Here is a 24,369-nt window from a genome sequence, read left to right as displayed (position 1 = left end):
CGGGCCTTAAAACGATGTCCCTGAGGGATCAGGGCGTTGAAGCTCTCCTTAATTCGAAGCGGACGTTGCCGGTTGGGGCGCCAGGCTCGGCGGCAGGAGCGAGGTCCAGACCAGCGGATTGCGGGCCGATTGCTGCTTGACGTAGGTATAGGGCGTATCGGCCCAGGCCATGACGTCGCGCTGCTTGTTGTCGAGGACGAAGTCGCCGCGGTCGGTCCGGACCGTGAGCACGGCGTGGCCCTCGTTGTTCTCGTCCCTGACTACGGTGATCAGAAGCGTGCTCTCGGGCCAGCCGCGCTCGATGAGAATGCGGCGCTTCAGTAGGACATAGTCTTCGCAGTCGCCCTTGCCCTCGGTGGGATAGGCCCACCATTCGACTTTGCCGTGGAGCTCGAGGTCTGTGATCGGCATCACGGCGTCGTTGACGCTGTTGTTGACCTCTTGGAGCTCGGCGAACTTGCCGCCGGTGAACTGAACGCGGTCGGCGAAGCGGCGCGAGGGCCGGCACTCATCGGCCCGCTCGCGGCAGAAATTCACATAGCCGATTGGCGGCAAGGTCTCGCCGAAGGATTGCAGGAACGTCACCTTCTGCGGCTCGAGCTGAGACTTGAGCGTGATCGCATGATTATTGGTGGCGTCCGCCGGCAACGACGAGATAAACATCAAAAACGCTGACCCAAGAACGAACTGTTTCATTGTACCCCCCTGTTGTTGAGGAGCACTCTCTCAGAAAGACTTTGAGATCCCGATAAAGAAAGCTGGCGTTTTGAAGTAGTATTGGTAGCGTTTTTTTAGTGAGACCTACTCAAACCTGAATGTTCTTGGTTTCCATAAAATTTTAGATAGTTTGGAACAAATCATGTTCAAGCCCAGATTTGCGCGATTTTTCGCGCGCGGGCGGGGGGCGACCGCGCTCCATTTGAAAGAATTTGGAAAGGTTAGTCTTGCGTTAGTCTAGCCGAAAGTCCAGGCCAGGCTATCCGGATCCTGGAGCTCGGCAAACTGAATTGCGAAGCCCTGCTCGTGGTAGCGGACCACGCTGCCGCGCAAGCGCCCCAGAACGACGACAGTGCCGAGAGGTGGCTTGACCCGGGTGGCCACGGACGCGCCGCTCAAGGACACATCCAGCACCCGGCAGTCATGGACGTCGCTGTTGGGCAGGATCAGCTTCTGGGCCGCGATGCGCGGCTCGAAGCGCTCATGCTGCCGCTCTTCGCCGTCGAGATAGTCGCGATTGGTGTACCAGGTGAGCAGATTTGCGATGCGCTCGCGCTTTTGAGTGCTCGCCCTGAGTTCAACGGCGAAGCCGCCCTCGAAGGTCCGGGCGACGGTTCCCTCAAGACGGCCGAGATTGTCGAGATAGGCGACGATGCGCTCGCCGGGCTGAGGAGAGGCGGATGCCCGCAGCGCCATGCCGCCCGGCGACATGTTGAACACTTCGCAAGGGAATTCCCGCTTATCCTCGGTCATGATGCGTCCGTCGAGGGAGACCACGACCCGCTTGTAGCGGCGGCGATCCGGCACGATCTTAGGGCGGTCGCCCTGCCGTTCTCCGCGCAGTCGACCCCGCGGAAGCGCAGCATCCGTCATGTTCGAGATAGTCATGCCTCTGCCCTGGCTCTCAGTCCTGTTGTCGGACGCCACTGAGCAAGTGTTCATTACGCTTAGTTGGGGAGCCTTAAGGAACGGCTAAGCGAGGCGCCAAATGAGGCGGCAAGCGTGGCAATACGCGCAGGATAGATGCCCCTAATCGGAGCGGGACAGGCCGCCTTCGACCACGCGAAACTGTCTGCGGGCGAGGCGGACGGCCTCGGCGCCGTCGTTGCCTATGAAGGCGGGAACCCCATCCGGCCAATGCAGACTGAGTTCGGTCGCCTCGAACGAGGTTAGCGGTTCGGCGCCGAGCCAGAAGGGCGGCTCGATTGCGGTGATCGAACCGAGGATCCGGTTGATCGAGGAGCCCGTATGAATCAGCGGCATCAATGTGAATTCGAAGGCCACTTGGCGGTTCGTTTCGGTCCGGGCCAGAAAAAGGCCGTGGCCTACCGCGCCGTCATTGACGATGGTGCGGACCAGCGAGCCGATGGCATCCCGGTCGTGGACCGGCCAGAGGCTCAGGAAGTCGACGCCGCGCAGCTCGCGGCCGAATTGTTGGCAGACCCTTGTGCCGGCCAAGCGAAAGCGGAAGGCGAGCAGGCCCGTGCATTCGGCGATGAAGGTCTCGCGTAGGAGACCCGCGATCTTCGCCGGCTCGATCTCGAACCGGCGCGGCGCAATCCGCCCATTGCGTATCGTGTCCCAATACGCGTAAAGCTGCCTACTCGTTGGCTGCTGCATAGCCCATCCGACGCAAAACGTTTCCTCGTCCGCCCGCTCAGGTTCTGGCCAAGCCGGATTTGTCCCGGGATGGCACAGGTGAGCGGCATGCTCACGGTTTGTTAAGCAGGGAGTGTGCCAGGGCGCCGCGGACGGGCAGTCGTGCTCAGGCTCGGTGGGCCGTTAAGGTTGCCGCGGATGATGAATGCGTTGGTTTCCGGTGGATCATTGAATGGCGGCAAGCGAACCTATCTTTAATGTGCCCCGCGCCGTGGTGCTGGCGGCCGCGGTCATGATTGCGATCCAGGTGGTGAGAGGCCTGCTGCCGGACGAGATCGACATCACGGTCCTCCTGTCTTTGGCCTTCATTCCCGCCCGCTACAGCGGGTCGGCGGCTGAATTGCCCGGCGGCTATGTCACCGCGGTCACCTCGTTTGTGACCTACATGGTGGTGCATGGCGGCTGGATGCACCTCCTGGTCAACGTGTTGTGGATGCTCGCCTTCGGGACGGCCGTGGCCCGGCGGATCGGCACGCGCGGCTTCTTCGAATTTTCGATCCTGTGCGGAATTGCCGGCGCGCTGACCCACCTTGTCTTTCATTGGGGCGAAATGGCCCCAGTGGTGGGGGCGTCGGCGGCCATATCAGGACAGATGGCCGGCGCGCTGCGGTTCATTTTCTTCGCCCGCCGGGAACCGGGCGAGCGGGCCCCTGATTTTTCGCGGGCGCCGCTGGCCGATCTCAGCACCACCCTACGCGACCATTGGATCGTCGGGTTTCTCGTATTTTGGCTGGTGCTCAACGCCTATTTCGGCCTGACTTCGGTCTCCTTCGGCGGGGCGAGCGATGGGATTGCCTGGGAAGCCCATATCGGCGGCTTCCTCTGCGGTCTGTTGACCTTCGGGCTTTTCGATCGTTCCTCCGCGTCCGAAAACGCTTCGCAACTGCGGTAAGCACTGGGAATTGGTGCTTGATTCGCCCCAAGCTTGCGTGCCGTTTCACTCCGGGACATCATGTCGCAGCAAACGGGACTGAAGTTCCCGGGCTGGAGGAAACCCCAATGAATGTCGCAGCAATCCTGAAACTGAAGGGCAGGGAGGTCGTCACGGCCTCACCGGACATGTCCTTGCTGGAGATTGCCCAGCTCCTCGGTCAGCACAAAATCGGCTGCATCGTGATCGCCGAGGACGACGGCAAGGTTACCGGTATCGTCTCGGAGCGAGACATCGTGCGCGAGATCGCCCGCGCCGGCGCCTCGGTGCTCGAGGAGCCGGTCGAGAAATACATGACCAAAGCCGTGGTGAGTTGCCGGGAGTCCGACACGATGGATCAACTGATGGGCGAGATGACCGCGCATCGGTTCCGCCACATGCCGGTCGTGGATCGCGGCCGTCTCGTGGGGCTCGTGTCTATCGGTGACGTGGTGCGGATGCGGATCGCCGAGGCCGAAATGGAAGCCGCAGCCATGCGTGAGTACATCGCCACGGGCTGAACGTCTTCGATCTTCTAAGGCTAACTTGTGTGGCGCTTCTGCTCACGCGGCGAGCGCCCGCACGGCCATCCTGATCTCGTCGAGCTGGGACTCTGCCGCCTTGGCGCCGAGAGCGATCGCCTCTTCGGCGCGATGGAAATCGAACAGCCCGATGCTGCCGGTCCTCGGACCGATGGTGATGTCTGGCGGATCGCCGGCAAGACGCGAGCGCGCGATGCGGTCTTGGGTGATGTTGATCGCATCCATCATCACGGCCGACATGCCCGGAGCGCCGTTGCTGCGCCCGAAGATCTGCCGATGGAGGAGATGCACCGCGCCACGGCCATTGCCGGGAAGCATCTGGTCGTCGACGTTTGACGGCTCGGCTAGGGCCTCCAGATCGTGGATCACGCCGCCTTTGCCGAAGAGATCGCAGTTGAGATTGACGGCGATGACGATGCGCGCCCCAAGCGCACGGCACACGGAGACCGGGATTGGATTGACGAGCGCACCGTCAATCAGCCAGCGGCCGTTGATCTGCACCGGACGGAAGATCCCCGGCAGCGCGAAGGATGCCTTGAGTGCGGTCACCAGGTCGCCTTTGTTCAGCCAGACCTCGTGACCCGTACCGAGCTCGGTGGCCACGGCCACGAAGCGCGGGCTGAGTTTCTCGATGGCGACGTTCTTTAAGTGGTTCTCGAGCCGGCTGCTGAGGCGTTGCCCGGTGATGAGGCCCGAGCCTGCGAAATTGAAATCGAGAAAGCCAAAGATGCGCCGGCGGGTAAGGGTCGTGGCGAACTCTTGCAGCCCATCGAGCTTGCCGGTGACATAGCAAGCGCCGGCCACGGCGCCGATCGAGGTGCCGGCGACGATGTCCGGCTCGAGGCCGGCGGCAATCAGGCTGCGCAGCACCCCAATGTGCGCCCAGCCACGCGCGGCCCCACCGCCAAGTGCCAAACCGATCGTCGGTCTTGCCATCTACAACGCCTTGCACAGGACATATGGCCCTGCATCGCCAATCCACAAGCGCCCAGCCCTGACACGGAAGGCCCGGCGGGCTGCGAGCTTTGTTCAATTAGATCAGTACTATGAACTCTTTAAGGTTCCCTTTGCGGCAGACTCGTGACCGTACACGGCCTCCGGGTCAAAGCGGCGTGCGGCATTTGTCGGCACGAGCTTCTCCCCGGCCTCCTTGCCGAAGGGAACGCTGCGATAGAAACAGGACACGCGGCCGGTGTGGCAACAGGCCCCTGTGCCCGTCATCGCCACCGTGATCCAGAGCACGTCCTGATCGCAGTCGGTGCGCATCTCGACAATGCGCTGGGTATTGCCGCTGGTCTCGCCCTTGCGCCACAGGACATTGCGAGACCGCGACCAGTAATGCGCTTCTCCCGTCTCGATGGAACGGGCAAGCGCTTCCTCGTTCATATAGGCGAACATCAGCACCTCGCCGGTCTCGGCGGAGGTGACGATGACGGGGAGCAGTCCGTGCGCGTCGAAGGCCGGCGCGAAGACGTCGCCTTCCTCGCGCGCGGTCTTGTCCTCGATCCTGGGGAAGAGGTCGGCCTTGGTCACCGCGATCAAATTCCTTCGCGGCCGAGGCGGGGTTTACGAACGGCCGCGCTCGGTCGCCAGCTGCATGAAGCGCGCCTGCTGCGCCGGGTCCTCTTTGAAGATGCCGGTGAACTGCGTGGTGATGGTGGCCACGTCGGGCTTTCTCACACCGCGGATCGACATGCACTGATGGACCGCTTCGATCATCACCGCCACGCCCTTGGGCTTGAGCACCCGGTCGATGGTCTCGGCGATCTGGGCGGTCATAGTCTCTTGGGTTTGCAGACGGCGTGCGAACACCTCGACTACGCGGGCGAGCTTGGAGAGCCCCACCACGCGGTCCGTCGGGAAGTAGGCGATATGCGCCTTCCCGATGAAGGGGATCATGTGGTGCTCGCAATGAGAATGGAGCTCGATATCGCGGAGCATCACGATGTCGTCATAGCCCGCCACTTCGTCGAAGGTCCGCGACAGCACCTCGAAAGGGTCTTCTCTGTAGCCTGCGAAAAACTCGTCATAGGCGGACGTCACGCGGCGCGGCGTGTCGCGCAAGCCTTCGCGCTGAGGATCGTCCCCCGCATAGGCGATAAGCGTACGCACGGCCTCCTCGGCCTTCGCCCGCGAAGGGCGCGTAATCTGTGGCCCGCGGCCGATCTCAATGCCCGCGTAAAGCTGTCTGCCTGGCCGATCCTTCGCTGTGGCGTCCATAGCTTGTGCGTTCCCTTTCTGGCTAATCACTTGAGCCGCATTCCTTTAAGCACGACATTCGGGGCGCAGGCGCGGCAAGGGGCCCTGGGCGTCTGGGCCTCCGCTGCATATATAATGCGCGAATTCCGCCTGCAAGGCGAGCCCGGCCAACCGAGGATAGGATATGACCCGGCCCGAGGATATTTATAGCCAGCAACTGCTCGAGCTTGCGGCTTCCATGCCGCGCACGCGACGGTTGAGAGAGCCCCAGGCCACAGCGAAGGCGCATTCGAAACTGTGCGGCAGCCAGGTGGAGATCGACCTCGTGATGGATGGGGACATGGTCGCTGATTACGGCCAGACGGTACGGGCTTGCCTGCTCGGGCAGACGGCCGCCTCGATCATGGGCCGGGAGATCGTAGGCTCGACAACGGCGGAACTGCGCACCGTGGGTACGGCGATGCGCAAGATGCTGAAAGAGGACGGGCCGCCCCCAACCGGCAAATGGAGCGACTTGGCCTTGCTCGAGGCGGTGCGCGACTATAGGGCGCGCCAGCCATCCACACTGCTCGTGTTCGACGCGGTGGAAGATGCGCTCCGCCAGATCGAGGCGGAGCGCGACGGTGTCGCCGCGGACGCCGCGCCATCCGCATGAAGATGCCATGAGCGAAGACAACAAACCGCGCTGGCTCGACCCTTTGACCGTTACCGCACGGACTGGAAGCGCCTATCCCGCACCATTCGACGAGGCCGCTTTGGGCCGGGCAAAGCGGGCGCTCGGCGATGCTCTCGATCTCACCCAGTTTGGCGTCAACCTGGTGACCTTGGCGCCCGGCGCTTGGTCGTCGCAGCGGCATTGGCACGTCCATGAGGATGAGTTCGTGTACGTGCTCGAAGGGGAGGCGACGCTCGTCACCGATGCGGGCGAAACGGTGCTCAAGCCAGGGATGGCGGCGGGCTTCCCCGCAGGCCGTGCCGACGGGCATCATCTGATCAATCGTGGCGACCAACCGGTGCTCTATCTGGAGGTGGGCACCCGTGCCGACCATGAAGAGGCGCATTACAGCGACATCGACCTGAAGGCGCGGAAAGATGGCGGCCGCTTCGTGTTCACCCATAGGGACGGCGATCCCTACCCATGAGCGCAACTTTGGGACAGCGCGCGGCCAAGGCGCTGATGCTGGCGCCGATCATGGCGTACCGCTACTCGCTCTCGGCGCTTGTCGGCGCCCATTGCCGGCATTTGCCGACTTGCTCCGACTATGCGCGCGAGGCCATCGACAGCAATGGGGCGTGGAAGGGCGGCTGGCTCACGCTCGCCCGGCTGTGCCGCTGTCACCCTTGGGGAAGCCAGGGGCTCGACCCGGTGCCGGACCTCCGTCACGAGCGCCATCCCTTTGCCCCTTGGCGCTATGGTCGCTGGCGCCTAAATAAACGTGACGCGGCAGGCGATTCCCGCTAAAAGCGGCGCCGCCGACAGACAGTCCGTCTTACCTGCGCTGGTACGCAGGAGTGAGAGGAGCGACATATGATTTCCCTCAAGTTTCCCGATGGTTCCGCGCGCGACTTCGAATCTGGAGTCACGGGCCGCGACGTTGCCGAGTCGATCGCCAAATCGCTCGCCAAGAAGGCCGTGGCCATGGAGGTCGACGGCCAGCTGCGAGACCTCTACGAGCCCATCAAGCAAGATGCCGAGATCCGCATCATTACGCGTGACGATCCGGACGCGCTGTCGCTGATCCGCCACGACGCGGCGCATGTGATGGCCGAAGCGGTGCAGGAACTCTATCCCGGCACGCAAGTCACCATCGGCCCGGTGATCGATAACGGCTTCTATTACGACTTCGCTCGCGACGAGCCATTTACGCCCGACGATCTGCCAAAGATCGAGGCGAAGATGCGCGAGATCATCAATCGCGACTCGCCATTCTCCTATCAAGTCATGGAGCGCGACGCGGCGAAGAAGATGTTCCGCGACATGGGTGAGGCCTACAAGATCGAACTCATAGACGCGATTCCCGAAGGCGACGACATCAAGATCTATTCGCAGCGGGAATGGTTCGATCTGTGCCGCGGGCCGCATATGACGTCCACGGGGAAGGTCGGTAAAGGCTTCAAGCTGCTCAAGATCGCGGGCGCTTATTGGCGCGGAGACTCGAACAACCCGATGCTCCAGCGCATCTACGGCACGGCCTGGGCAAGCGAAGACGATCTCAAGGCTTATCTCCATCAGCTTGAGGAGGCGGAGAAGCGCGACCACCGTCGCTTGGGCCGCGAGATGGACCTGTTCCACTTCCAAGAGGAGGCCCCGGGCGCCGTGTTCTGGCACGCGAAGGGCTGGGCGCTGTTTCAAGCACTGATCGGCTATATGCGCCGGCGCCAGAACGATTGGGGCTATGTGGAGGTGAACTCGCCGGACATGATGGAACGCACGCTGTGGGAGCAGTCGGGCCATTGGGAGAAGTTCGCCGAGAACATGTATATCGCCGAGACGCCCGATGACCGCGTGTTCTGCTGCAAGCCCATGAATTGTCCGGGGCATGTGCAGATCTTCAAGCACGGTCTTAAGAGTTATCGCGATCTACCCTTGCGCATTGCCGAATTCGGCAAGGTGCACCGCTACGAGCCCTCCGGCGCGCTGCACGGGCTCTTGCGCGTGCGCCACTTCACGCAAGACGACGCGCATATCTTCTGCACCGAGGATCAGATCACCGAGGAGTGCGTGAAGCTCAACGAGCAGATGCTCTCCATCTATCGCGATTTCGGCTTCGAGGACGTACGCATCAAGTTTTCCGACCGCCCCGAAAAGCGCGTCGGCGCCGATGCGGTGTGGGACAAGGCTGAAGCCGCTCTGAAGCGTGCCGTCGAAGCGGCCGGACTCTCCTACGAGCTGAACCCGGGCGAAGGCGCGTTTTACGGGCCAAAGCTCGAATATGTTCTGCGCGACGCCATCGGCCGCGAATGGCAATGCGGCACGATCCAGGTCGATCTCAACATGCCGGAGCGCCTCGGCGCCTTCTATATCGGCACCGATGGCGAGAAGGCGGCGCCGGTGATGATTCATCGCGCCATGTTCGGCTCGCTGGAGCGCTTCACGGGCATTCTCATCGAGCATCACGCGGGGCACTTGCCGTTGTGGCTCGCGCCGACCCAGGCCGTGGTCGCCACCATCGTCTCCGATGCGGACGACTACGCCGAGAAAGTGCTGGCACGGCTGAAAGAAGCGGGCTTGCGCGCCGAGGCCGATCTTCGCAACGAGAAGATCAACTACAAAGTGCGCGAGCACTCGATGGCGAAGGTGCCGGTGCTGCTCGTGGCCGGCAAGCGCGAAGCCGAAGAGGGTACCGTGTCGGTGCGCCGGCTTGGCTCGCAGAAGCAAGAGGTCATGAGCCTCGATGCTGCCGTTCAGACGCTCGTCGATGAGGCCGTGCCTCCGGACTTACGCGAGCACAGCAAGGCGGCCTAGCCTCACAGCCGGAAGCGACCGCCTGAAACCGAAATCACTGCCTGAAAATCGGTCGCGCGCACGCGAGGGCGAGGCGTAGTATGGCGACCATGAGTACGCAGCAGTTTACTGGACGAGCCGGCGAATTCTTCCGCGCCTTGCAGTGTCGCGATTCCTCCTACGAGGGCATCTTCGTGGTCGGCGTCAAGACGACCGGCATTTTCTGCCGCCCGACCTGTTCGGCGCGGAAGCCCTTACGCGCTAACGTCGAGTTCTTTCCGAGCGCGCATGAAGCGCTGTACGCCGGCTTTCGTCCGTGCCTGCGGTGCAAACCAATGAATATTGGACGGGAAGTTCCACCGCTGGTGGAGGAGCTCCGCCGACAGGTCGAAGACGGATTGTCGGATCCTCTGCGGGATCGGGATCTCATGCGCAAAGGAATCGATCCGTCAACCGCGAGGCGGCAGTTTCAGAGGTATTTCGGCATGTCGTTTCACGCCTATCAACGCGCGCGGCGCATGGGTTCTGCGCTGGCTGCCGTCAGAAAGGGGACAAATCTCTTGGACACGCAATTGGCGCACGGCTTTGAATCGTCGAGCGGATTTCGTGAAGCGTTCGCGAAGCTCTTCGGCACCGTCCCTTCGCAGGCAAACGGCGTGCACTGCCTCTTCGCGCGCTGGATCGAGACGCCCCTCGGCGCAATCCTCGCCCTGGCGAACGACAGCGGGCTCTTTGTGCTGGATTGGGTGGATCGGCGCGGACTTGAGCGTGAAATCCTTCGGCTGCGGAACAAGACCAAGTTTGCCATCGTACCGGGCGATCATCTGGTGCTGGATCAGGCAAGTCGCGAGATCGGTGAATATTTCCGGGGCACGCGCGCCGAGTTCAGCTTGCCGTTTGCACCGCGCGGCACGGAGTTTCAAAGGCGCGTGTGGGACGCGCTGCTGGAAATTCCGCCCGCCGAAACGCGATCCTATGCGGAAATTGCCAAAAGCATCGGCGCACCGAAAGCTGTGCGAGCCGTGGCTCGCGCCAATGGTGACAACTTCCGCGGGATCGTGATTCCTTGTCACCGAGTCATCGGCAGCGATGGTTCGCTTATCGGCTACGGTGGCGGGCTCGCGCGAAAGAAATGGTTGCTTGAGCACGAACGTTCGATGGCCGCCGCCGCCGCCCCGTCGCAGCCCGTCAAGGCGTCGATGGACGGAATAGAGTGCCGGGATTGAGCAGCGGTGCGTTGGGATCGGCCGGCCGGGCCGAGAAGCCGTCGAAACCCATGGCGCCGCCAGGACCTTCACCGGCCAGTCCGCCAGTTCCCGGTGGCGGAGCCTCCGGCGGATCGAGTAGGGCGTTCAGCGCTTCCGGCGAGGTGGGACCGTCCTCGATGGCAACTTCGATTTGCTTGTCATTGCCGGGCTCGATGGAAAATTTGCGGGTGTAGCTCTGTCCGTCGTGATCGGCCACCACTGCATAGCTGCCGGCGGCGAGGATGTGGGTTGGAAGCGCGCCTGCGTTCGACTTCACCGTGTCGCCGGCGGAGGTGAGGATCGTCCATTTCGTGTTGGCGAGGGCCTCGCCGCCCAGGCTCTGCACGAGGCGGAAGGTGATCTTCGCCCCAGTGTGCTTGATGGTCGCCTCGGTGATGCGCCCCGGCTCGACCGTCACGTCGACGCCGACGCTGGCATTCGCATCCCCGTAAAGGCTCCTCAAGTGATAGGCGCCGGCATTGAGGCGAATGACCCTATGGGGTTGGGCGTCCGCCAGGATGGTCTCGCGGTTGCCGAACTGGTCTTGCTCGTCGGACATAATGTCGAAGCGGACGCTGCCTTTGGGGCATTCCTCTCCGGTGGCAAGCAAGGCCCTCATGGCAAGTCCGCCGGTGTTGAGGACGAAGGTCTCCTCGAGGGACTTCCCACCCTCCACCTTGATCTTCCTGGTCAAGTTGGAGAGCCCATAGGCGGCGTTGACCAAATACTCCCCGGGAAGCAGGGCTGCTGTCGGTGTCGGTTCGCGATGGGTGCTGATCAGCTCGAAGCCGCCATCGGACTTTGCCTTCGCGCTATAGACCCGCCAGATGAGACCCGATTGCAACTTGGCGCCGCCTTCGGTGATGAGCGCCTTGAAGCTCACCGGTACGGGGCGCAGCGGCTGCGTCTTGGGTGGCGCGGGCGAGACGGGCACCACGCGCTCCGCCTGCGCTTGCGGGGCGTCCCGCTTCGGCGCCCCTGATTTCAACACGGCGGTCTCGCCGGGCTTCGTTTGATCGGCGCTATATCCTGGACCAGGAGGCGGGGGCGGAGCGTCCGCTTCGGCCATCGGCGGGGCCGGCGTCGGTGGTGCGGTAATGGCCGCGAAAACGGCGCCCAGTCCGGTCTTGAAGTCGCTCTCATTATCTGCAGTAACGAACTTGCCGCCGGTCGCTTTGGCGATGCAGGCCAGCGGCTGAAGGTCCGTGGGCTTGTCGCCGAGCCCCACCACGTGAATGCGTAAGCCCTTGGTCTTCTGCTTGAGCGCCTCGGCGGTCACGCAAAGATCGGCATCGCAGGTGTCGCTGCCATCAGCGATGAGCACGACATCGAGGGGCTTGCCGTCACTTGCGAGCGAGGACGCGTCGCCGATGGCCGCGGCGATGGGGGCTTGGCCCGTGGCCTTGATGCCGCCGAGGAGCTTTGCAAAGCTGCCGCCATTGAGTTCGCCCGTCTTGGCCAGGATCTCGCTGTCGGCGCAATTTGAGTCCTTGCGATGCCCGAAGGCCACGAGACCCAGAGAGAGTTGATTGGCCTGGCCGGGGATCGCCTCCGTGAGCGCGCTAAGCGCTACATCGAGCTTGGCGGTCTCGCCGAGCTTGTCCCCCATGCTCTTTGAAGCATCGAACACGAGGACCGCAGCAGGCCTGTCGGGGGCGGGCGCGGCCGCATCCTCGGCGGCCGCGAATCCGGCGCCGAAGAAAAGAGCGGGCAAAAGCAAGAACTTCAGCGCCGCGAAGTGCTTCCCCCGCATGGCGTTTCTCTTCCGTTTCGTCGATCGCCCCGCCCCCTTATACAGGCAACAGGCGAGCATCACGCTTGGAAATTTGATCGCGAATAAGGCCGATTTTTGAAGCTATGGGCGCCGATTGGACGCAAGGCACGAACATTGTTGGAATGCCCGTTTCGCGATATGCAGCATGGCCTTAGCCAGTCATTGTGAGCGCATGTCTAATCCCACTCTCGATCACCTTTTGAGCCGCCGCTCGGTCTCGGCCAACGCGCTGACCGAACCTGGTCCCGATGCGGGTCAGCTCGGTCAAATCCTGACCGCGGCCGCCCGCGTGCCGGACCACAAGAAGCTCGTGCCTTGGCGCTTTATCGTGTTTGAGGGAGCCGCCCGGGAAGCTTTCGGACAGGTGATCGCACAGGCGTGCCGCGCCGAGGAGGACGAGCCCAGCACCTTTCGGCTCGACACGGAGGCCAAGCGCTTCCTGCGGGCACCCGTGGTCATCGCCGTCATCTCCCGTGTCATCCAGACGCCCGCCGTGCCCGAATGGGAGCAGGTCCTGTCCGCGGGCGCGGTCTGCCAGAATTTGATGTTGGCGGCGACGGCGCTCGGCTTTGGCGCGCAATGGATCACCGAATGGTATGCCTTCAGTCCGGGAGTGCGGAAAGCGCTGCACTTGTCGGAGAATGAGCGCGTCGCAGGCTTCATCTATATCGGAACGGCGAAGGAGAGGCCGGAGGAGCGGGACCGTCCCGCGCTCACCGATATCGTTACAACCTGGCAGGCTTGAAAGGCCGCTGCACCCCCGTAGGATCACGGCCCATGTTCTATGACGCGGTTGCCAACACGCACGGCCTGCAATGGGATCCGTTCAAGGCTCTGGTTAGCCCTCGGCCGATCGGCTGGATCTCCACGCTCGGCAAGAACGGCGTGGTCAATCTCGCGCCTTATAGCTTCTTCAACGCGGTCGCCACCGATCCGCATTTCGTGATGTTCTCCTCGGGCGGGCGGAAGGACAGCCAGCGCAACGCGGAAGAGACGGGAGAGTTCGTCTGCTCACTCGCCACCTACGATCTGCGCGACGCCATGAACCGCACCTCGCAGCCTGTTAGCCCCGAGGTGGACGAGATGGTGCTCGCCGGGCTGACGCCCGCCCCGTCGAAGCTGGTGGCACCGCCGCGCGTGGCCGAGTCGCCTGTGGCCTTCGAGTGCAAATACTGGCGGACCATCGATCTCCCGGGCCCGAACGGCGGTCCTGGGACCCACGCCATCGTGCTCGGCCAGGTGATCGGCGTGCATATCGACGACCGGACCATCGTCGACGGCAAAGTGGACGTGACCAAGCTCAAGCCCATCGCGCGGTTGGGCTATGGGGACTATGCGGTGATCGATCAGGTGTTCGAGTTGCCGCGGCCTCAATAGCCGAACTGCTCGGCGAGGATGCGCTCGGCGAGCGTATGGCCCGGGTCGAACATCATGAAGAGGTCGATGCCGCTCTCTTCGCGCACTTCGACGGCGACCACGTCGCGGAACTCGGTGTGGTCGGCCACCGCGCTCACCGGGCGCTTGTTCGGCTCCAGCACCTCGATCATCACCTTGGCCTCGTTGGGTAACAGCGCGCCGCGCCAGCGCCGCGGGCGGAACGGACTGATCGGGGTGAGCGCGAGCAGTGGCGCGGTGATGGGCAGGATCGGCCCATGGGCGGAGAGGTTGTAAGCGGTGCTGCCGGCGGGCGTAGCCACCAACACGCCGTCGCAGATCAGTTCTTCCAGCCGGGTGGTACCATCGACGCCGATCTTCAGCTTGGCGGCTTGATGGATCTGGCGGAACAACGAGACCTCGTTGATGGCGAGCGCCTCGCGGTTCGCGCCCTTCATGTCTCGCACGGTCATGCGCAAAGGATGGATGACGGTGATCTCAGCCGCCTCCAGCCGGTCTTTCAGCCGGTTTTCCGTGTAATCGTTGAGCAGGAAACCGACCGAGCCCCGGTTCATGCCGTAGATGGGGATGCGGCCATGAAGATGGTCATGCATGGTCTGAAGCATCAGACCGTCGCCGCCGAGCGCAACGATGGCGTCCGCTTCCTCTGGCGCCACGTTGCCGTAGCGCTTGGTAAGTGCCTTGAAGGCATCCTTCGCCTCGTTGGTCTCGCTGGCGACGAAGGTAATCTTTTCGAAGCGTGCCATGATCATTCTACTGCGCTTGGACCTGTCCAAGGATCGGCTCTTGGGAGGAGGCACTATAAAGCTGTGGTGATAAGGTCGTGCAAGTGTCTCAAGGGACGGTGAATGGGGATCACATGCGGAACGAAGACCAGCCGATCCTGATCTATACGACTTTCCCGAGCCTGGAGGATGCCAAGCGCGTGGGCGAGGCGCTGGTGGCGGCCCGGCTTGCAGCGTGCGTCAATGCGTTTCCGGGCATGATCTCCATCTTTGAGTGGGAGGGCGCGCGGGAGACGGCCGAGGAGGTCGCCATGATCATCAAGACGCGCGCCAGCCTCAAGGATCAGGTGATGGCCGAGACCAAGCGGCTGCATCCTTATGAGGTGCCGGCGCTTCTGGTGCTGGCCACGGACGGCGGCAGCGAAGAGTATTGTGCCTGGATCCTCAACGAGACGGGCGGTGCGAAAGCCTGATGCGCTATGTGCTCGCCATCGATCAGGGGACGACGAGCACGCGCGCGATCCTGTTCGAAGAAGCGGGACAGCCGGGGCCTGCGGCCGTCGTGCCACTCACCCAGATCTATCCGGCGCCGGGGCAAGTGGAGCACGATCCGGAGGAGATCTGGAACGCGGTGCTTAACGTCTGCCGTACGGTGCTGGGCGAGGTTGGGGCCGATGCCGTCGCGGCCGTCGGCATCACCAATCAGCGCGAGACGACGGTGGTCTGGGACCGCGCGACCGGCAGGCCGTTGCATAACGCCATCGTCTGGCAGGATCGGCGCACGGCGCCGCTCTGCGCCGAGCTTGAAGGCGAAGGTTGGGCTCCGCATGTCGCCGAGACCACCGGGCTGATCATCGATCCTTATTTCTCGGCGACCAAGCTCGCCTGGCTGCTTTCACATGTCCCGGGCTTGGCGGCGCGGGCGGCGGCGGGCGAGGTCTGCTTCGGCACGATCGACAGCTATTTGCTGTTCAGGCTGACCAACGGCGCATTGCACGGGACCGACGCGACGAACGCCGCGCGGACCATGTTGTTCGATATCGGCAAGGGCGCTTGGGATGCGGCACTTCTGGAGCGGCTCGACATTCCGCCGGCGATGTTGCCAGAGGTGCGTGACACGCAAGGCGATTTCGGCATGACCGCGGCAGAGCATTTCGGCGTGGGCCTGCCCATTCGCGGGGTGGCCGGCGATCAGCAGGCGGCCGCGCACGGGCAAGCCTGCGTCCGGCCCGGCATGGTCAAGGCGACCTATGGGACGGGCTGCTTCGTTGTCGCCAACACCGCCGATCAAAAGGTCGCCTCGGCGACGCGCATGTTGTCGACGATCCTGTCCCAAAGAGCCGGCGCGCGGACCTTTGCGCTCGAGGGCGCGATCTTCATGGCCGGCGCCACCATCCAATGGCTGCGCGACAATCTCGGCCTGATCGAAAGCGCCGAGGAGAGCGAAGCCTTGGCACGCTCGGCCGATCCGAATTCGGGCGTGTATCTGGTGCCGGCTTTCCAAGGGCTCGGCGCGCCGTTTTGGGATGCCGACGCCAAGGCGGCCATTGTCGGCATGAGCCGGGCGGCATCGAGGGCGGATGTGGTGGCGGCAGGCCTCGAATCCGTCGCCTTCCAAACCCGCGATCTCCTCTCCGCCATGCGCCACGACATGGGCGCGACCGGCATCGACGCCACCGGCACGCTGCGTGTTGATGGCGGCATGACGGCGAATGGTTGGGCCATGCAGCGGCTGGCCGACATCTTGGGCGAGGCGGTCGAGGTTGCGGCAATCCTGGAGACGACGTCGTTGGGCGCCGCCTATTTCGCGGGCCAAGCGGTGGGCTTCTACGGCGACAACGCAACGCTCGCCGAAACGTGGACGCCGGCGAGAGTCTACGAACCGGCGATGGGCGCGGCGGAGCGCGAGGCCCGTTACGCCGGTTGGCTGGAAGCAGTGGACCGCGTGCGCAGCCGCGAGGGGTGAAGCACGGTCCAGAAACAAGGTTCCGCAAGCGTTAACCCGTTGGGAATCCTTTTGGAGGCAAGCTCGGCACGCGGCGCATGACGGCGTTTCCGGTGCCTCGCCGCTCCGTAAGTATTTGCGTTGGAGTTGCCGGTGTCCGGTCGACAGAACGTGTGGAGTGAGGTTTCGCGCAACCTCGTATCGTCGGGGCTTTACAGCAGGCCGGCGGCGCTGGCGTTGCTCGCTAAACAATTCATTGGCTTCGGTCCGAAACTGCCGGATCCTGAACAGGCGCTGCGCCATCCCGAGGGCCTTTGCGGGTCGTGCTCGGACCTGAATGTGCCCACAATGATCGCGGCTTATGCGAAGGGGCTCTACCCGGAAGCGAACAAATGGTGGGCGCCGGCGGAGCGCATGGTGTCGTTCCCGGAGAACGCTTATGTGTCGCAGCGCGTGTGGCGGCTTCTCCAGACGCGAACTTACGGCGTGACCTTCGATGAGGATTTCGCCGGCGTGATGCGCGCCTGCGCGCCGGAGCCCGCGCTCGCCGACGCGTTTGCGGAACTGAACGCGTCGGGCTATGCGCATTCGGTGGAAGTTTGGGACCGCGCGGGGCGGCTCGCGGGCGGTCTCTTCGGATTGGCCGTTGGGCAGGCCTTTTTCACCGAGAAACTGTTCTCGCGGGAACGCGACGCGGTGAATGTGGGCTTCGTGACCTTGAGTTGCCATCTCCAGCATTGGGGCTTCGCGCTCAACGACGGCAAACGCATGAGCGGGCAGTTGAGCCAGCTCGGCTTTTCGGTCGTGCCGCGCTTCGCCTTCAACGGGCTGTTGTCCAAGGCCACGCAGGAGCCGACCCGCATGGGCAAGTGGACTGTCGAAAGAGGTCTGGATGCCGCGCGGTGGAACCCGAAAGTGGCCGGCACCGGGCGTGCGACGCCCGGGGCGCAGAATCCCTTCACGCTATCGTCTTAGCCGGAATTTGCGGTTAGCATCAGTCCGCTGGCCGAGGGCGACCGCTAGGAGGACGCCACGATGACCGTCGCGGGACTCGATCTGAGCATGCTCGCCAATGCGGGCTTTCCGCTGGTCAATTTCGCGTCCGGCGAGGTGATCTTCGCGGAGGGCGGCGAGGGCGACTTTATGTATGTGGTCCGCTCAGGAGAGGTCGAGATCGAGCGGAACGGCAAGGTGATCGAGACCTTATCCGCCGGCGGGATCTTCGGCGAGATGGCGCTGATCGACGGATCGTCCCGCAGCGCAACCGCGCGGGCCAAGACGGACGCCGAACTGGCCCCCATCAACGAGAAGAGCTTCATGTTCCTGGTTCACGAGACGCCATTCTTCGCTATCGCCGTCATGCGGACCTTGGCCGAGCGGTTGAGGCGGTCGGCGCCTCGCGATTGAACTCGCGGGGCGTCCAAGGGCCGCGTGTCGCCATTTTTGCCTTGCATTGTGGCCTTGCCCCGCCATGATCGGCGCTAACTTAACCCCTTGACCTCCCGTATCACGCCCTTGCCGCTGCTTGCAAACTTGGCGCTCCGGCGCCCGCGTAATGTCGATGTGCCGAGGCTCGGGCGCGATGCCGTCGCCGGCGTCATCTCGGCGGTCGTGCAAGTTGCCTACTGCATCTCTTTCGCGGCGCTCATCTTCACAGGCGACCTTGCCGGCGGTTTCTCACTCGGCCTCGCCGGGCTGATCATGGGAACCGTGGTTACCTGCATTGTCATCGCGGTAACCTCGACCTTCTCGCCGACCATAGGCGGTCCGGACTCCCCGGCGGTGGCTGTGATGAGCGTGCTCGCGGCGTCTATCGCCGCGGCGCTCGCCTCCAAGGGCGCGAGCCACGAGCAGATCGCCTTGAACGTGCTGGTGGCGCTTTCGGTCAGCACGCTGCTCACCGGCGTCCTGCTTTACGGCGTCGGCGCCCTGAAGCTCGGACAGTGGCTGCGCTTCATCCCCTATCCGGTAATTGGTGGGTTTCTCGTTGCCTCGGGCATCCTCCTCATCTTGGGAGGCATGGAGGTAGTGACCCAGACCGATCTCTCGCTGTCTCCGGAAAGCTGGGAACCTCTCTATTCCACGCTCTACGGGCCACAGATCGCGATCGGCGCGTTGTTCGCGATCGCCATTCCGCTGCTCGCGCGCGTCGTTCCCGTCTATCTCGCGTTGCCGGTCGCCTTTTTTGGCTTTGTCGCAGTTCTCGACGTGGCGCTCTTATTCGTCGTCAGCGATGAAACTGTGCGCAACGCCTGGTTCCTGCCGAGCCTCGGCGAGCTGACGTTGTGGTGGCCGCTCGGCGTCGTCTTCGGCACCGAGATCGATTGGGGAGTCATCGCGATGAGCGCGGCCGAGATCGGGTCCTTCTGCGGCGTGATGGCGATCGCGCTTCTCCTCGATGTGTCGAGCCTTGAAGTGGCGCGACAGAAGGGCGGCGATCTCGACCAGGAGTTCCGCTCCAACGGCCTCGCCAATTTGCTTTCTTCGGTGCTGGGCGGGTTTGGCGGCTCCCTGTCGATGAATGGCTCCATACTGCTCGACGAGTCGGGAGCGACGACAAGATGGGCAGGCGCCATCGTCGGCATCGTCTGCGCCATTGTCCTCTTCTCCGGCACCGATGTCGGCAGTGTCGTGCCGAAAGCCATCCTCGGCGGCATGCTTGCCTATCTCGGCGCGGTGATCATCGTCGAATTGCTGGACACCCCGGCCGAGAGCACCTGGACCGAGTGGGCGCTGACCGGTGTGATGACTCTGGTCATCATCAATTTCGGGTATTTCACGGGCGTGGTGATCGGCGTGATCGGCGCCTGCCTCATGTTTGCGATGAACTACAGCCGGATCGGCGTGGTTCGACGTCACCTGACGCGCTACGAGTTTTCGAGCAATGTGGAGCGTTCACCCGAGCAGTCGCGCTTGCTGCATGAAGAGGGCAAGCGTGTCCATGTGTTCTGGCTCTCGGGCTTCATCTTCTTTGGTTCGTCCAACGGTCTGTTCGAGCGGATCAAGCGGGTCATCGAGGAGCAACAGGAGAGGCCGGTCGGCTATGTGGTGCTCGATTTCAGCGGTGTTCCCGGGTTCGACTCCTCCGCGGTGCTGAGCCTCGTTAAGCTGCGTAACTACTGCGAAGAGCATGACGTGACGCTTGCCTTCTCGGGCTTGAACGACAGCATGCGGGCAAGCTTCGAGCGGGCCGGCTTCTTCGGCAGTGAAAAGCCGCATCAAGTCTTCGGCAGCCGTAACGAGGCGGTCGAATGGTGCGAGGACATGGTGCTCCTCTATCATGAGGTAGGCGATGCCTCGGCGCACAACTTCGAGACATGGCTGCACAACGAGTTCGGCGGCCAGATCGATTTCGAGCGGATTGCGCCCTTCATGGAGCGGCAGGAGCTCGACAGCGGCGCCTTCCTGTTCAAGCAAGGCGAGCCGTCGGACTCGGTCGTGTTCCAGGCGTCGGGCTGTGTCGCCATCACCATCACCGACGAGCACGGGCGCTCCATCAGGCTACGGCGCATGATCGGGCATACCGTGGTGGGCGAGATGGGCTTCTACCGCCATGTACCCCGCACGGCGAACGTGGTCGCCGAGGCGCCGACGGTCGTCTACCGGCTGACGCAGGAGGCTTTCGATCGGATGCAGGAGAAGGACTCCGCCGCAGCCGCCGCGCTCCACAAGCTCATCATCCGGCTTCTGTCCGACCGGCTCGAATTCGCCAACCGCGAGATCTCGGCGCTGCTTTAGGAGGCGACCCAGACCAGCACCGCAACGATGGCGAGATAGGTCAGCCCGTGCAGGAGCTGATCGACGCCGAGCGCGTGCCAGAAGCCGGGCGTCTGCGGCGTCAGGCCGTTCCCCTTCGTCACCCGCTCCTTCGTCCAATCGACATGGTAGTGGACGACAAACTCGCCGATCGCGATCCCCACTGCGAGCACCAGCGAGACAGGCGCGATCACTAGATAGACGAGCGGCGTCAGCGCGACGTGGATCCCCGCATGCAGCAGTCCGCCGGGATGGCCGTAGATGCCCTTGTTGCAATACTGGTACGGCGTCTGCAAAAAGAAGTCGGCGGCGGTGTGCTTCACCATCAACACGCAGACTGCGGCAAGGACGAGGGAGGCTGCTTCTGGCATGCGTTATTTCGACAAGGCCTCGGCCGTGCCGTCCCAATTTTCGGGGGGAGGAGTGACGCGGAACGCCGCGATGCGCTCGCGGTAGAGCGCGTAGAGGCCGTGCAGGTGGGCGCCCGCCAGGTCTTCGCATTCGACGCTCAGGGCATCCGCGGCATCCCAGTGTTGCGCCCGGTAGCGGGCGAGGAAGTCCTGGTGTTTCACGGTGAGGTCGATGAAGTACTGGCTTTCTTTCAGGTCCGCGTCGCCGAGAAGCGCGAAGATGCGCGTCGCCGCGGTCTTGCCTTTCACTTTCAAGAGATCGAGTTCGAGAAACGCGAAGTCCGGCGCGCGCGAGACGGTCTCCTCGCCGGCGATGGCCATCAGATCGTAGGTCTTGGACTGGCCTTCCAGGCGCGAGGCGATGTTCACATTGTCGCCGATCACTGAGTAATCGAAGCGTGTTTCCGAGCCGAGATTGCCGACGCAGCACGACCCTGTGTTGAGGCCGATGCCTAGCTTGACTTCCTTGTAGTCACGCCCGCCGGCTAGCGCCTCTTCACGCCAGCGCTCGTTGAGGGTTTTCATCTCCTCGACCATGCGCAAGGCCGCGCGGCAAGCATGACTTGGATGATCGGGCTCGTCCAACGGGGCATTCCAGAACGCCATCAACGCATCGCCCATGAATTTATCGATGGTGCCTTTTTCGTCGAGGATGATGTTGCTAAGCGGCGTGAAGAGGCTGTTGAGGAAGCGCGTCAGCTCTTCAGCATCGAGCCCTTCGGAGATGCTGGTGAAGCCCCGCACGTCGCTGAACAGAAGCGTCATGTCCCGGGTCTCGCCGCCGAGCTTGAGCCGGCCCGGCTCGGCGGCCAGGCGCTCGACAAGGGCCGGCGCCATGTAATGGGAAAAGGCATTGCGCACGCGATTCCGCTCGCGCTCGGTGCGCAGAAACACAAAGGAGGTGCCGGCAAGGTAGATGGCCGACAGGGCGAGCGTGGGATAGACGGGATCGACCAGCCAGCCCCAGGCATCGAAGGCATACCAGGATAGGCCGATGACGAACGCGATGGCGGCCGCACCGAGGATCGCGCTGCCGAGCGCGCCGGCGCGATAGATGAACACGGCGATTAGAAGACCGAGCACGAGGATATAGAGAAGCTCGGCGGGCTTGGCGAAGTCGGGCCGCAACAGGAACGCGCCCCGGATGATTTGCTCGACGGCTTGTGCGTGCAGCTCGACGCCGGGGACGGAGGCCTCGAGCGGCGTTGCCCGGAGATCGAGCAGTCCCGCGGCGCTCGTGCCGATGAGGAGGATGCGGCCTTCGATCTGATCGGCGCCGATCTCGCCGTTCAACACCTTCCAGGCAGGCAGGTAGCGGTCGCGGGTTTGCGGCGTGAAACGTACCCACATCTGGCCGTTGGCTTCTGTGGGGACCTCGAAGTCGCCGACCCGAACTTTGACGATACCGGTCTTTTCGCCGAAGGCGCCTTCGCCGCTCGCGCCGGACGACTTGACCACATAGGTCGAGGCGCCCTGCGCGAGGCGCAGCACATCGGCCGAGAGCGAAGGAAAGAGCGTATCGCCGACGCGCACCAAGATAGGCATGCGGCGGATGATCTGGTCGAACTCGGGAATCCAGTTGAGTGCGCCGGCGCCGAGTGCAGGCTCTTGCAGCACTTTCAGGCTCGCCACGGCGCCCGGATAATAGGGTGCGAAGAGCCGTGGGTCGTCCCCCCCATGGGAAAACCCCGCTTTGGTCTCAGGCAGCGCTTCGGTGAAAGGCGACGCGATGAAACCCATTACGATGGGCGCGCTGCCGATCGCTTCGGCGAGCACCTGGTCGTTGGAGGGCAGCTTGTCGAGTTCGGGTTTGAGGTTCGCGATGGCCGAAGACTGCGGCCAATACTGCACGGCGTTAGCGGGCGACAGCCGGTCGGGCTCGGGGAACACCATATCGAAGGCGATGACCGCGGCCCCTTGCTGGCCCAGCTTGTCGACGAGTTCGGCCAGAAGGGTGCGTGGCCAAGGCCATTGACCGAGCTTCTTGAGCGAGTCCTCGTCGATGTCGACGATGCGAACGGGCAGTTCTGGATCGAACTGGAGCGGCGAAATCCGCTGATAGGAGTCGAAGACGAGCGATCTCAGCCGCGCGACCGGGCTCGGATCCCAAACCCGCATCGCCAAAGACGCAACGATCACCGCGCCCACAATCAGGGCATAAAGAAGGCGTGGACCCATCCCGCTCGTTTTCCGCCGTTTCTTGGCCGGGCCAGGGCCCAGCGGCGGGCCGACCCTATCGGCTGGCGCGGGCCTGTCAATCAGCGGGGCCGGATAGGAAAGTCGCGGTGTGCGAAGTGGTTAGCGGGCGGGGCGCATCAGGCGGTGCAGGGTTTCGGTTTCGATGTCATGGGACGGTTCCTGCTGAGCCTGTTTCGGCTTTTTCGTGTACGTGGGTTTCTTGGCGTAAGACGGCTTAGGGTTGGCGCGCGTCTTTGTGCCCGCGCTGGGTTGCGCCGCCTTTGGTGCTGGCGTGGGCTTACGCCGCACGATCGTCTTGGTTGGGCAGGTCTGCCCTTTCCACGCGGCAAGCGCATCCAAGGTCTCTTGCTCGGCTTCGTCGGCGTTCAAGTCGCGCTTGGCGATGTGGTTGAAGGCCTCAATGCCGGCACGGGTGCCGCGGCCCCAATCGCCGTCGATCGGGCCGGTATAGCAGTTGAGTGCCTTGAGCTTTGTCTGGATGTCGCGACTCAAGGCGGCCTGGTCGGTTGCGGCGAGGGGTTCGGGCGTCTCGGCGACAGCTTTGGGCTCCTCCGTGCCGGGGATCGTGGCCGGTGTGAGATTGGCGGTCTTCGTTTCTGAAGGAGCGGGCGAGCCCGCGTTTGCCGCGGGCTCCACCGCGATCACGCGGCTCGGCGCGGTTTCAGCAGTTTGAGTCTTTGCCTCGAGCTTCTGTTCGAGATCGGCCAGTTGCTCCTGTTCGGGCGCGGGAAGCGTGCTCTGGCTCGCCTTCAGCCGGGCGATCTCCGCACGCAGCGCCGCGATCTCCGCCGCGTTGCCTTCGGCGGTCTTGGCCGGCTTGAAATAGAACTGTCCGGTCAGCGAGGAATTCTCCCAGGGGATCTGCTTGCCCTTGGTCGCCTCCAGCACGTCCTTGCGCACGTCGATCATCACATCGTTGATGCTCGCGCCTTCGGCATCGATGTGCCTCAGCAGGGCTTCGGTGAAGGGACTGTTGCGGCCTTCGCCGTCGAGCGCGACATTGCCGGGCTGTGTGGCGAAGGCAATCATCATGCCCACGGCTTTGTCCACTTGGGCGAGCCCGCGGCCGATGCTCAGCGAGCGGCTGGCGACCGCGAGATTGCGGGCAAGCGGATTGTCGCGGCAAGCATCGAGGAAGACGATCGACACGCGGCTGTTCCGCTCGAGCTGCTTGAGCACGAGGTTGAGCTGGATCGCCTCGAAGTCGAGATCGGTGTCGGATTCCAGTGTGGCGTCGACCGGTGCCAGGAAGTTGCGGCCGTCGACCTGAAGGCCGTGGCCCGCATAGAAGAAGAGACCCACATCGGCGCCTTCGAGCTTGTCGGCGAAGGCGCGGATGCGCTTCTCCATCTCGCGTTTGGAAAGATCGGTGCCGTCGATCACGTCGAAGCCGAGCCCGCGCAACGTCTCGGCGACATCGACGGCGTCGTTGCTCGGGTTCTTGAG

25 protein-coding genes are annotated in these 24,369 nt (G+C 63.4%); 14 read left to right on the top strand and 11 right to left on the bottom strand.

The window, feature by feature from the left end; translation table 11 throughout:
- Window positions 1–48 precede the first annotated feature (48 nt).
- The 3 genes from ACSLE4_RS12740 to ACSLE4_RS12730 all read right to left on the bottom strand — a co-directional run bounded on the left by ACSLE4_RS12740 (window position 49) and on the right by ACSLE4_RS12730 (window position 2,337).
- Window positions 49–696, bottom strand: a complete 648-nt coding sequence (locus tag ACSLE4_RS12740) for a transglutaminase-like cysteine peptidase (protein ID WP_435904816.1) — start codon at window positions 694–696, stop codon at window positions 49–51.
- Window positions 697–954: 258 nt separating this feature from the next.
- Complete coding sequence (locus ACSLE4_RS12735; RefSeq protein ID WP_435904815.1) at window positions 955–1,605, bottom strand: PilZ domain-containing protein; 651 nt, start codon at window positions 1,603–1,605, stop codon at window positions 955–957.
- A 141-nt stretch (window positions 1,606–1,746) separates the two neighbouring features.
- Window positions 1,747–2,337 carry a PAS domain-containing protein gene (locus tag ACSLE4_RS12730; protein ID WP_435904814.1) on the bottom strand — a complete coding sequence of 197 codons (591 nt, stop codon included), beginning with the start codon at window positions 2,335–2,337 and terminating at the stop codon, window positions 1,747–1,749.
- Between the two features lie 211 nt (window positions 2,338–2,548).
- On the opposite strand from ACSLE4_RS12730, the gene ACSLE4_RS12725 reads away from it, so the two are divergent.
- Window positions 2,549–3,268, top strand: coding sequence for a rhomboid family intramembrane serine protease (locus tag ACSLE4_RS12725; RefSeq protein ID WP_435904813.1), 720 nt, complete (start codon window positions 2,549–2,551; stop codon window positions 3,266–3,268).
- A 107-nt stretch (window positions 3,269–3,375) separates the two neighbouring features.
- Entirely contained in the window at window positions 3,376–3,807 is a 432-nt protein-coding gene (locus ACSLE4_RS12720) for a CBS domain-containing protein (RefSeq protein WP_435904812.1), read from the top strand.
- 42 nt (window positions 3,808–3,849) lie between these two features.
- Here ACSLE4_RS12720 and ACSLE4_RS12715 read toward each other — a convergent pair whose 3' ends face one another.
- The 3 genes from ACSLE4_RS12715 to folE form a co-directional block, all read right to left on the bottom strand.
- Window positions 3,850–4,764 carry a patatin-like phospholipase family protein gene (locus tag ACSLE4_RS12715; RefSeq protein WP_435904811.1) on the bottom strand — a complete coding sequence of 305 codons (915 nt, stop codon included), beginning with the start codon at window positions 4,762–4,764 and terminating at the stop codon, window positions 3,850–3,852.
- 108 nt (window positions 4,765–4,872) lie between these two features.
- The gene (hisI, locus tag ACSLE4_RS12710) at window positions 4,873–5,361 is read right to left on the bottom strand and encodes a phosphoribosyl-AMP cyclohydrolase (protein ID WP_435904810.1); all 489 of its coding nucleotides are present in this window, start codon (window positions 5,359–5,361) and stop codon (window positions 4,873–4,875) included.
- 33 nt (window positions 5,362–5,394) lie between these two features.
- A complete protein-coding gene (gene folE, locus ACSLE4_RS12705) occupies window positions 5,395–6,048 on the bottom strand; it encodes a GTP cyclohydrolase I FolE (RefSeq protein WP_435904809.1) in 654 nt (217 codons plus the stop codon).
- 163 nt (window positions 6,049–6,211) lie between these two features.
- Here folE and ACSLE4_RS12700 point away from each other — a divergent pair, with 163 nt between their 5' ends.
- The 5 genes from ACSLE4_RS12700 (at window position 6,212) to ACSLE4_RS12680 (ending at window position 10,698) form a co-directional block, all read left to right on the top strand.
- The gene (locus tag ACSLE4_RS12700) at window positions 6,212–6,682 is read left to right on the top strand and encodes an iron-sulfur cluster assembly scaffold protein (RefSeq protein WP_435904808.1); all 471 of its coding nucleotides are present in this window, start codon (window positions 6,212–6,214) and stop codon (window positions 6,680–6,682) included.
- A 7-nt stretch (window positions 6,683–6,689) separates the two neighbouring features.
- Complete coding sequence (locus tag ACSLE4_RS12695) at window positions 6,690–7,169, top strand: cupin domain-containing protein (RefSeq protein ID WP_435904807.1); 480 nt, start codon at window positions 6,690–6,692, stop codon at window positions 7,167–7,169.
- Window positions 7,166–7,489: a membrane protein insertion efficiency factor YidD gene (gene yidD / locus ACSLE4_RS12690; RefSeq protein ID WP_435904806.1), complete on the top strand. Its 324-nt coding sequence runs from the start codon at window positions 7,166–7,168 to the stop codon at window positions 7,487–7,489. Before ACSLE4_RS12695 ends, yidD begins: the two co-directional genes overlap by 4 nt.
- A gap of 66 nt (window positions 7,490–7,555) precedes the next feature.
- Window positions 7,556–9,493, top strand: a complete 1,938-nt coding sequence (gene thrS, locus ACSLE4_RS12685) for a threonine--tRNA ligase (RefSeq protein ID WP_435904805.1) — start codon at window positions 7,556–7,558, stop codon at window positions 9,491–9,493.
- A gap of 89 nt (window positions 9,494–9,582) precedes the next feature.
- Window positions 9,583–10,698, top strand: coding sequence for a bifunctional transcriptional activator/DNA repair enzyme AdaA (locus ACSLE4_RS12680; RefSeq protein WP_435904804.1), 1,116 nt, complete (start codon window positions 9,583–9,585; stop codon window positions 10,696–10,698).
- Here ACSLE4_RS12680 and ACSLE4_RS12675 read toward each other — a convergent pair.
- Window positions 10,661–12,472 (bottom strand): vWA domain-containing protein, encoded by a 1,812-nt coding sequence (locus ACSLE4_RS12675; protein WP_435904803.1) that lies wholly within the window; start codon window positions 12,470–12,472, stop codon window positions 10,661–10,663. The two genes, ACSLE4_RS12680 and ACSLE4_RS12675, sit on opposite strands and share 38 nt — an antisense overlap.
- Window positions 12,473–12,665: 193 nt before the next feature.
- On the opposite strand from ACSLE4_RS12675, the gene ACSLE4_RS12670 reads away from it, so the two are divergent.
- Window positions 12,666–13,238, top strand: coding sequence for a nitroreductase family protein (locus ACSLE4_RS12670; protein WP_435904802.1), 573 nt, complete (start codon window positions 12,666–12,668; stop codon window positions 13,236–13,238).
- Window positions 13,239–13,270: 32 nt separating this feature from the next.
- Entirely contained in the window at window positions 13,271–13,870 is a 600-nt protein-coding gene (locus ACSLE4_RS12665; protein WP_435904801.1) for a flavin reductase family protein, read from the top strand.
- Here ACSLE4_RS12665 and ACSLE4_RS12660 read toward each other — a convergent pair.
- On the bottom strand, window positions 13,864–14,634 hold the full coding sequence (locus ACSLE4_RS12660) for an NAD kinase (protein WP_435904800.1): 771 nt from the start codon (window positions 14,632–14,634) through the stop codon (window positions 13,864–13,866). The genes ACSLE4_RS12665 and ACSLE4_RS12660 overlap by 7 nt on opposite strands.
- Before the next feature lie 113 nt (window positions 14,635–14,747).
- Between ACSLE4_RS12660 and cutA the strand changes: the two genes are divergently transcribed.
- The 5 genes from cutA (at window position 14,748) to ACSLE4_RS12635 (ending at window position 20,296) form a co-directional block, all read left to right on the top strand.
- On the top strand, window positions 14,748–15,086 hold the full coding sequence (gene cutA, locus ACSLE4_RS12655; protein WP_435904799.1) for a divalent-cation tolerance protein CutA: 339 nt from the start codon (window positions 14,748–14,750) through the stop codon (window positions 15,084–15,086).
- Entirely contained in the window at window positions 15,086–16,579 is a 1,494-nt protein-coding gene (gene glpK / locus ACSLE4_RS12650; RefSeq protein ID WP_435904798.1) for a glycerol kinase GlpK, read from the top strand. The genes cutA and glpK overlap by 1 nt, the downstream gene beginning before the upstream one ends.
- 132 nt (window positions 16,580–16,711) lie before the next feature.
- On the top strand, window positions 16,712–17,533 hold the full coding sequence (locus ACSLE4_RS12645; RefSeq protein WP_435904797.1) for a leucyl/phenylalanyl-tRNA--protein transferase: 822 nt from the start codon (window positions 16,712–16,714) through the stop codon (window positions 17,531–17,533).
- Window positions 17,534–17,593: 60 nt separating this feature from the next.
- Window positions 17,594–17,965 carry a cyclic nucleotide-binding domain-containing protein gene (locus tag ACSLE4_RS12640; RefSeq protein WP_435904796.1) on the top strand — a complete coding sequence of 124 codons (372 nt, stop codon included), beginning with the start codon at window positions 17,594–17,596 and terminating at the stop codon, window positions 17,963–17,965.
- A gap of 87 nt (window positions 17,966–18,052) precedes the next feature.
- Window positions 18,053–20,296, top strand: a complete 2,244-nt coding sequence (locus ACSLE4_RS12635) for a SulP family inorganic anion transporter (RefSeq protein ID WP_435904795.1) — start codon at window positions 18,053–18,055, stop codon at window positions 20,294–20,296.
- Here the strand turns inward: ACSLE4_RS12635 and ACSLE4_RS12630 are convergent.
- The 3 genes from ACSLE4_RS12630 to ACSLE4_RS12620 form a co-directional block, all read right to left on the bottom strand.
- Complete coding sequence (locus tag ACSLE4_RS12630) at window positions 20,293–20,685, bottom strand: DUF3307 domain-containing protein (RefSeq protein WP_435904794.1); 393 nt, start codon at window positions 20,683–20,685, stop codon at window positions 20,293–20,295. The two genes, ACSLE4_RS12635 and ACSLE4_RS12630, sit on opposite strands and share 4 nt — an antisense overlap.
- Before the next feature lie 3 nt (window positions 20,686–20,688).
- On the bottom strand, window positions 20,689–22,902 hold the full coding sequence (locus tag ACSLE4_RS12625; RefSeq protein WP_435904793.1) for a CHASE2 domain-containing protein: 2,214 nt from the start codon (window positions 22,900–22,902) through the stop codon (window positions 20,689–20,691).
- A gap of 120 nt (window positions 22,903–23,022) precedes the next feature.
- The coding region (locus tag ACSLE4_RS12620; protein WP_435904792.1) for a caspase family protein at window positions 23,023–24,369 on the bottom strand (1,347 nt) is incomplete at its 5' end.

The organism is Methyloceanibacter sp., assembly GCF_051306395.1.
GTDB lineage: Bacteria > Pseudomonadota > Alphaproteobacteria > Rhizobiales > Methyloligellaceae > Methyloceanibacter.
The sequence above is the reverse complement of the archived record's forward strand: the minus strand, read 5'-3'. Positions and strand labels throughout refer to the sequence as shown.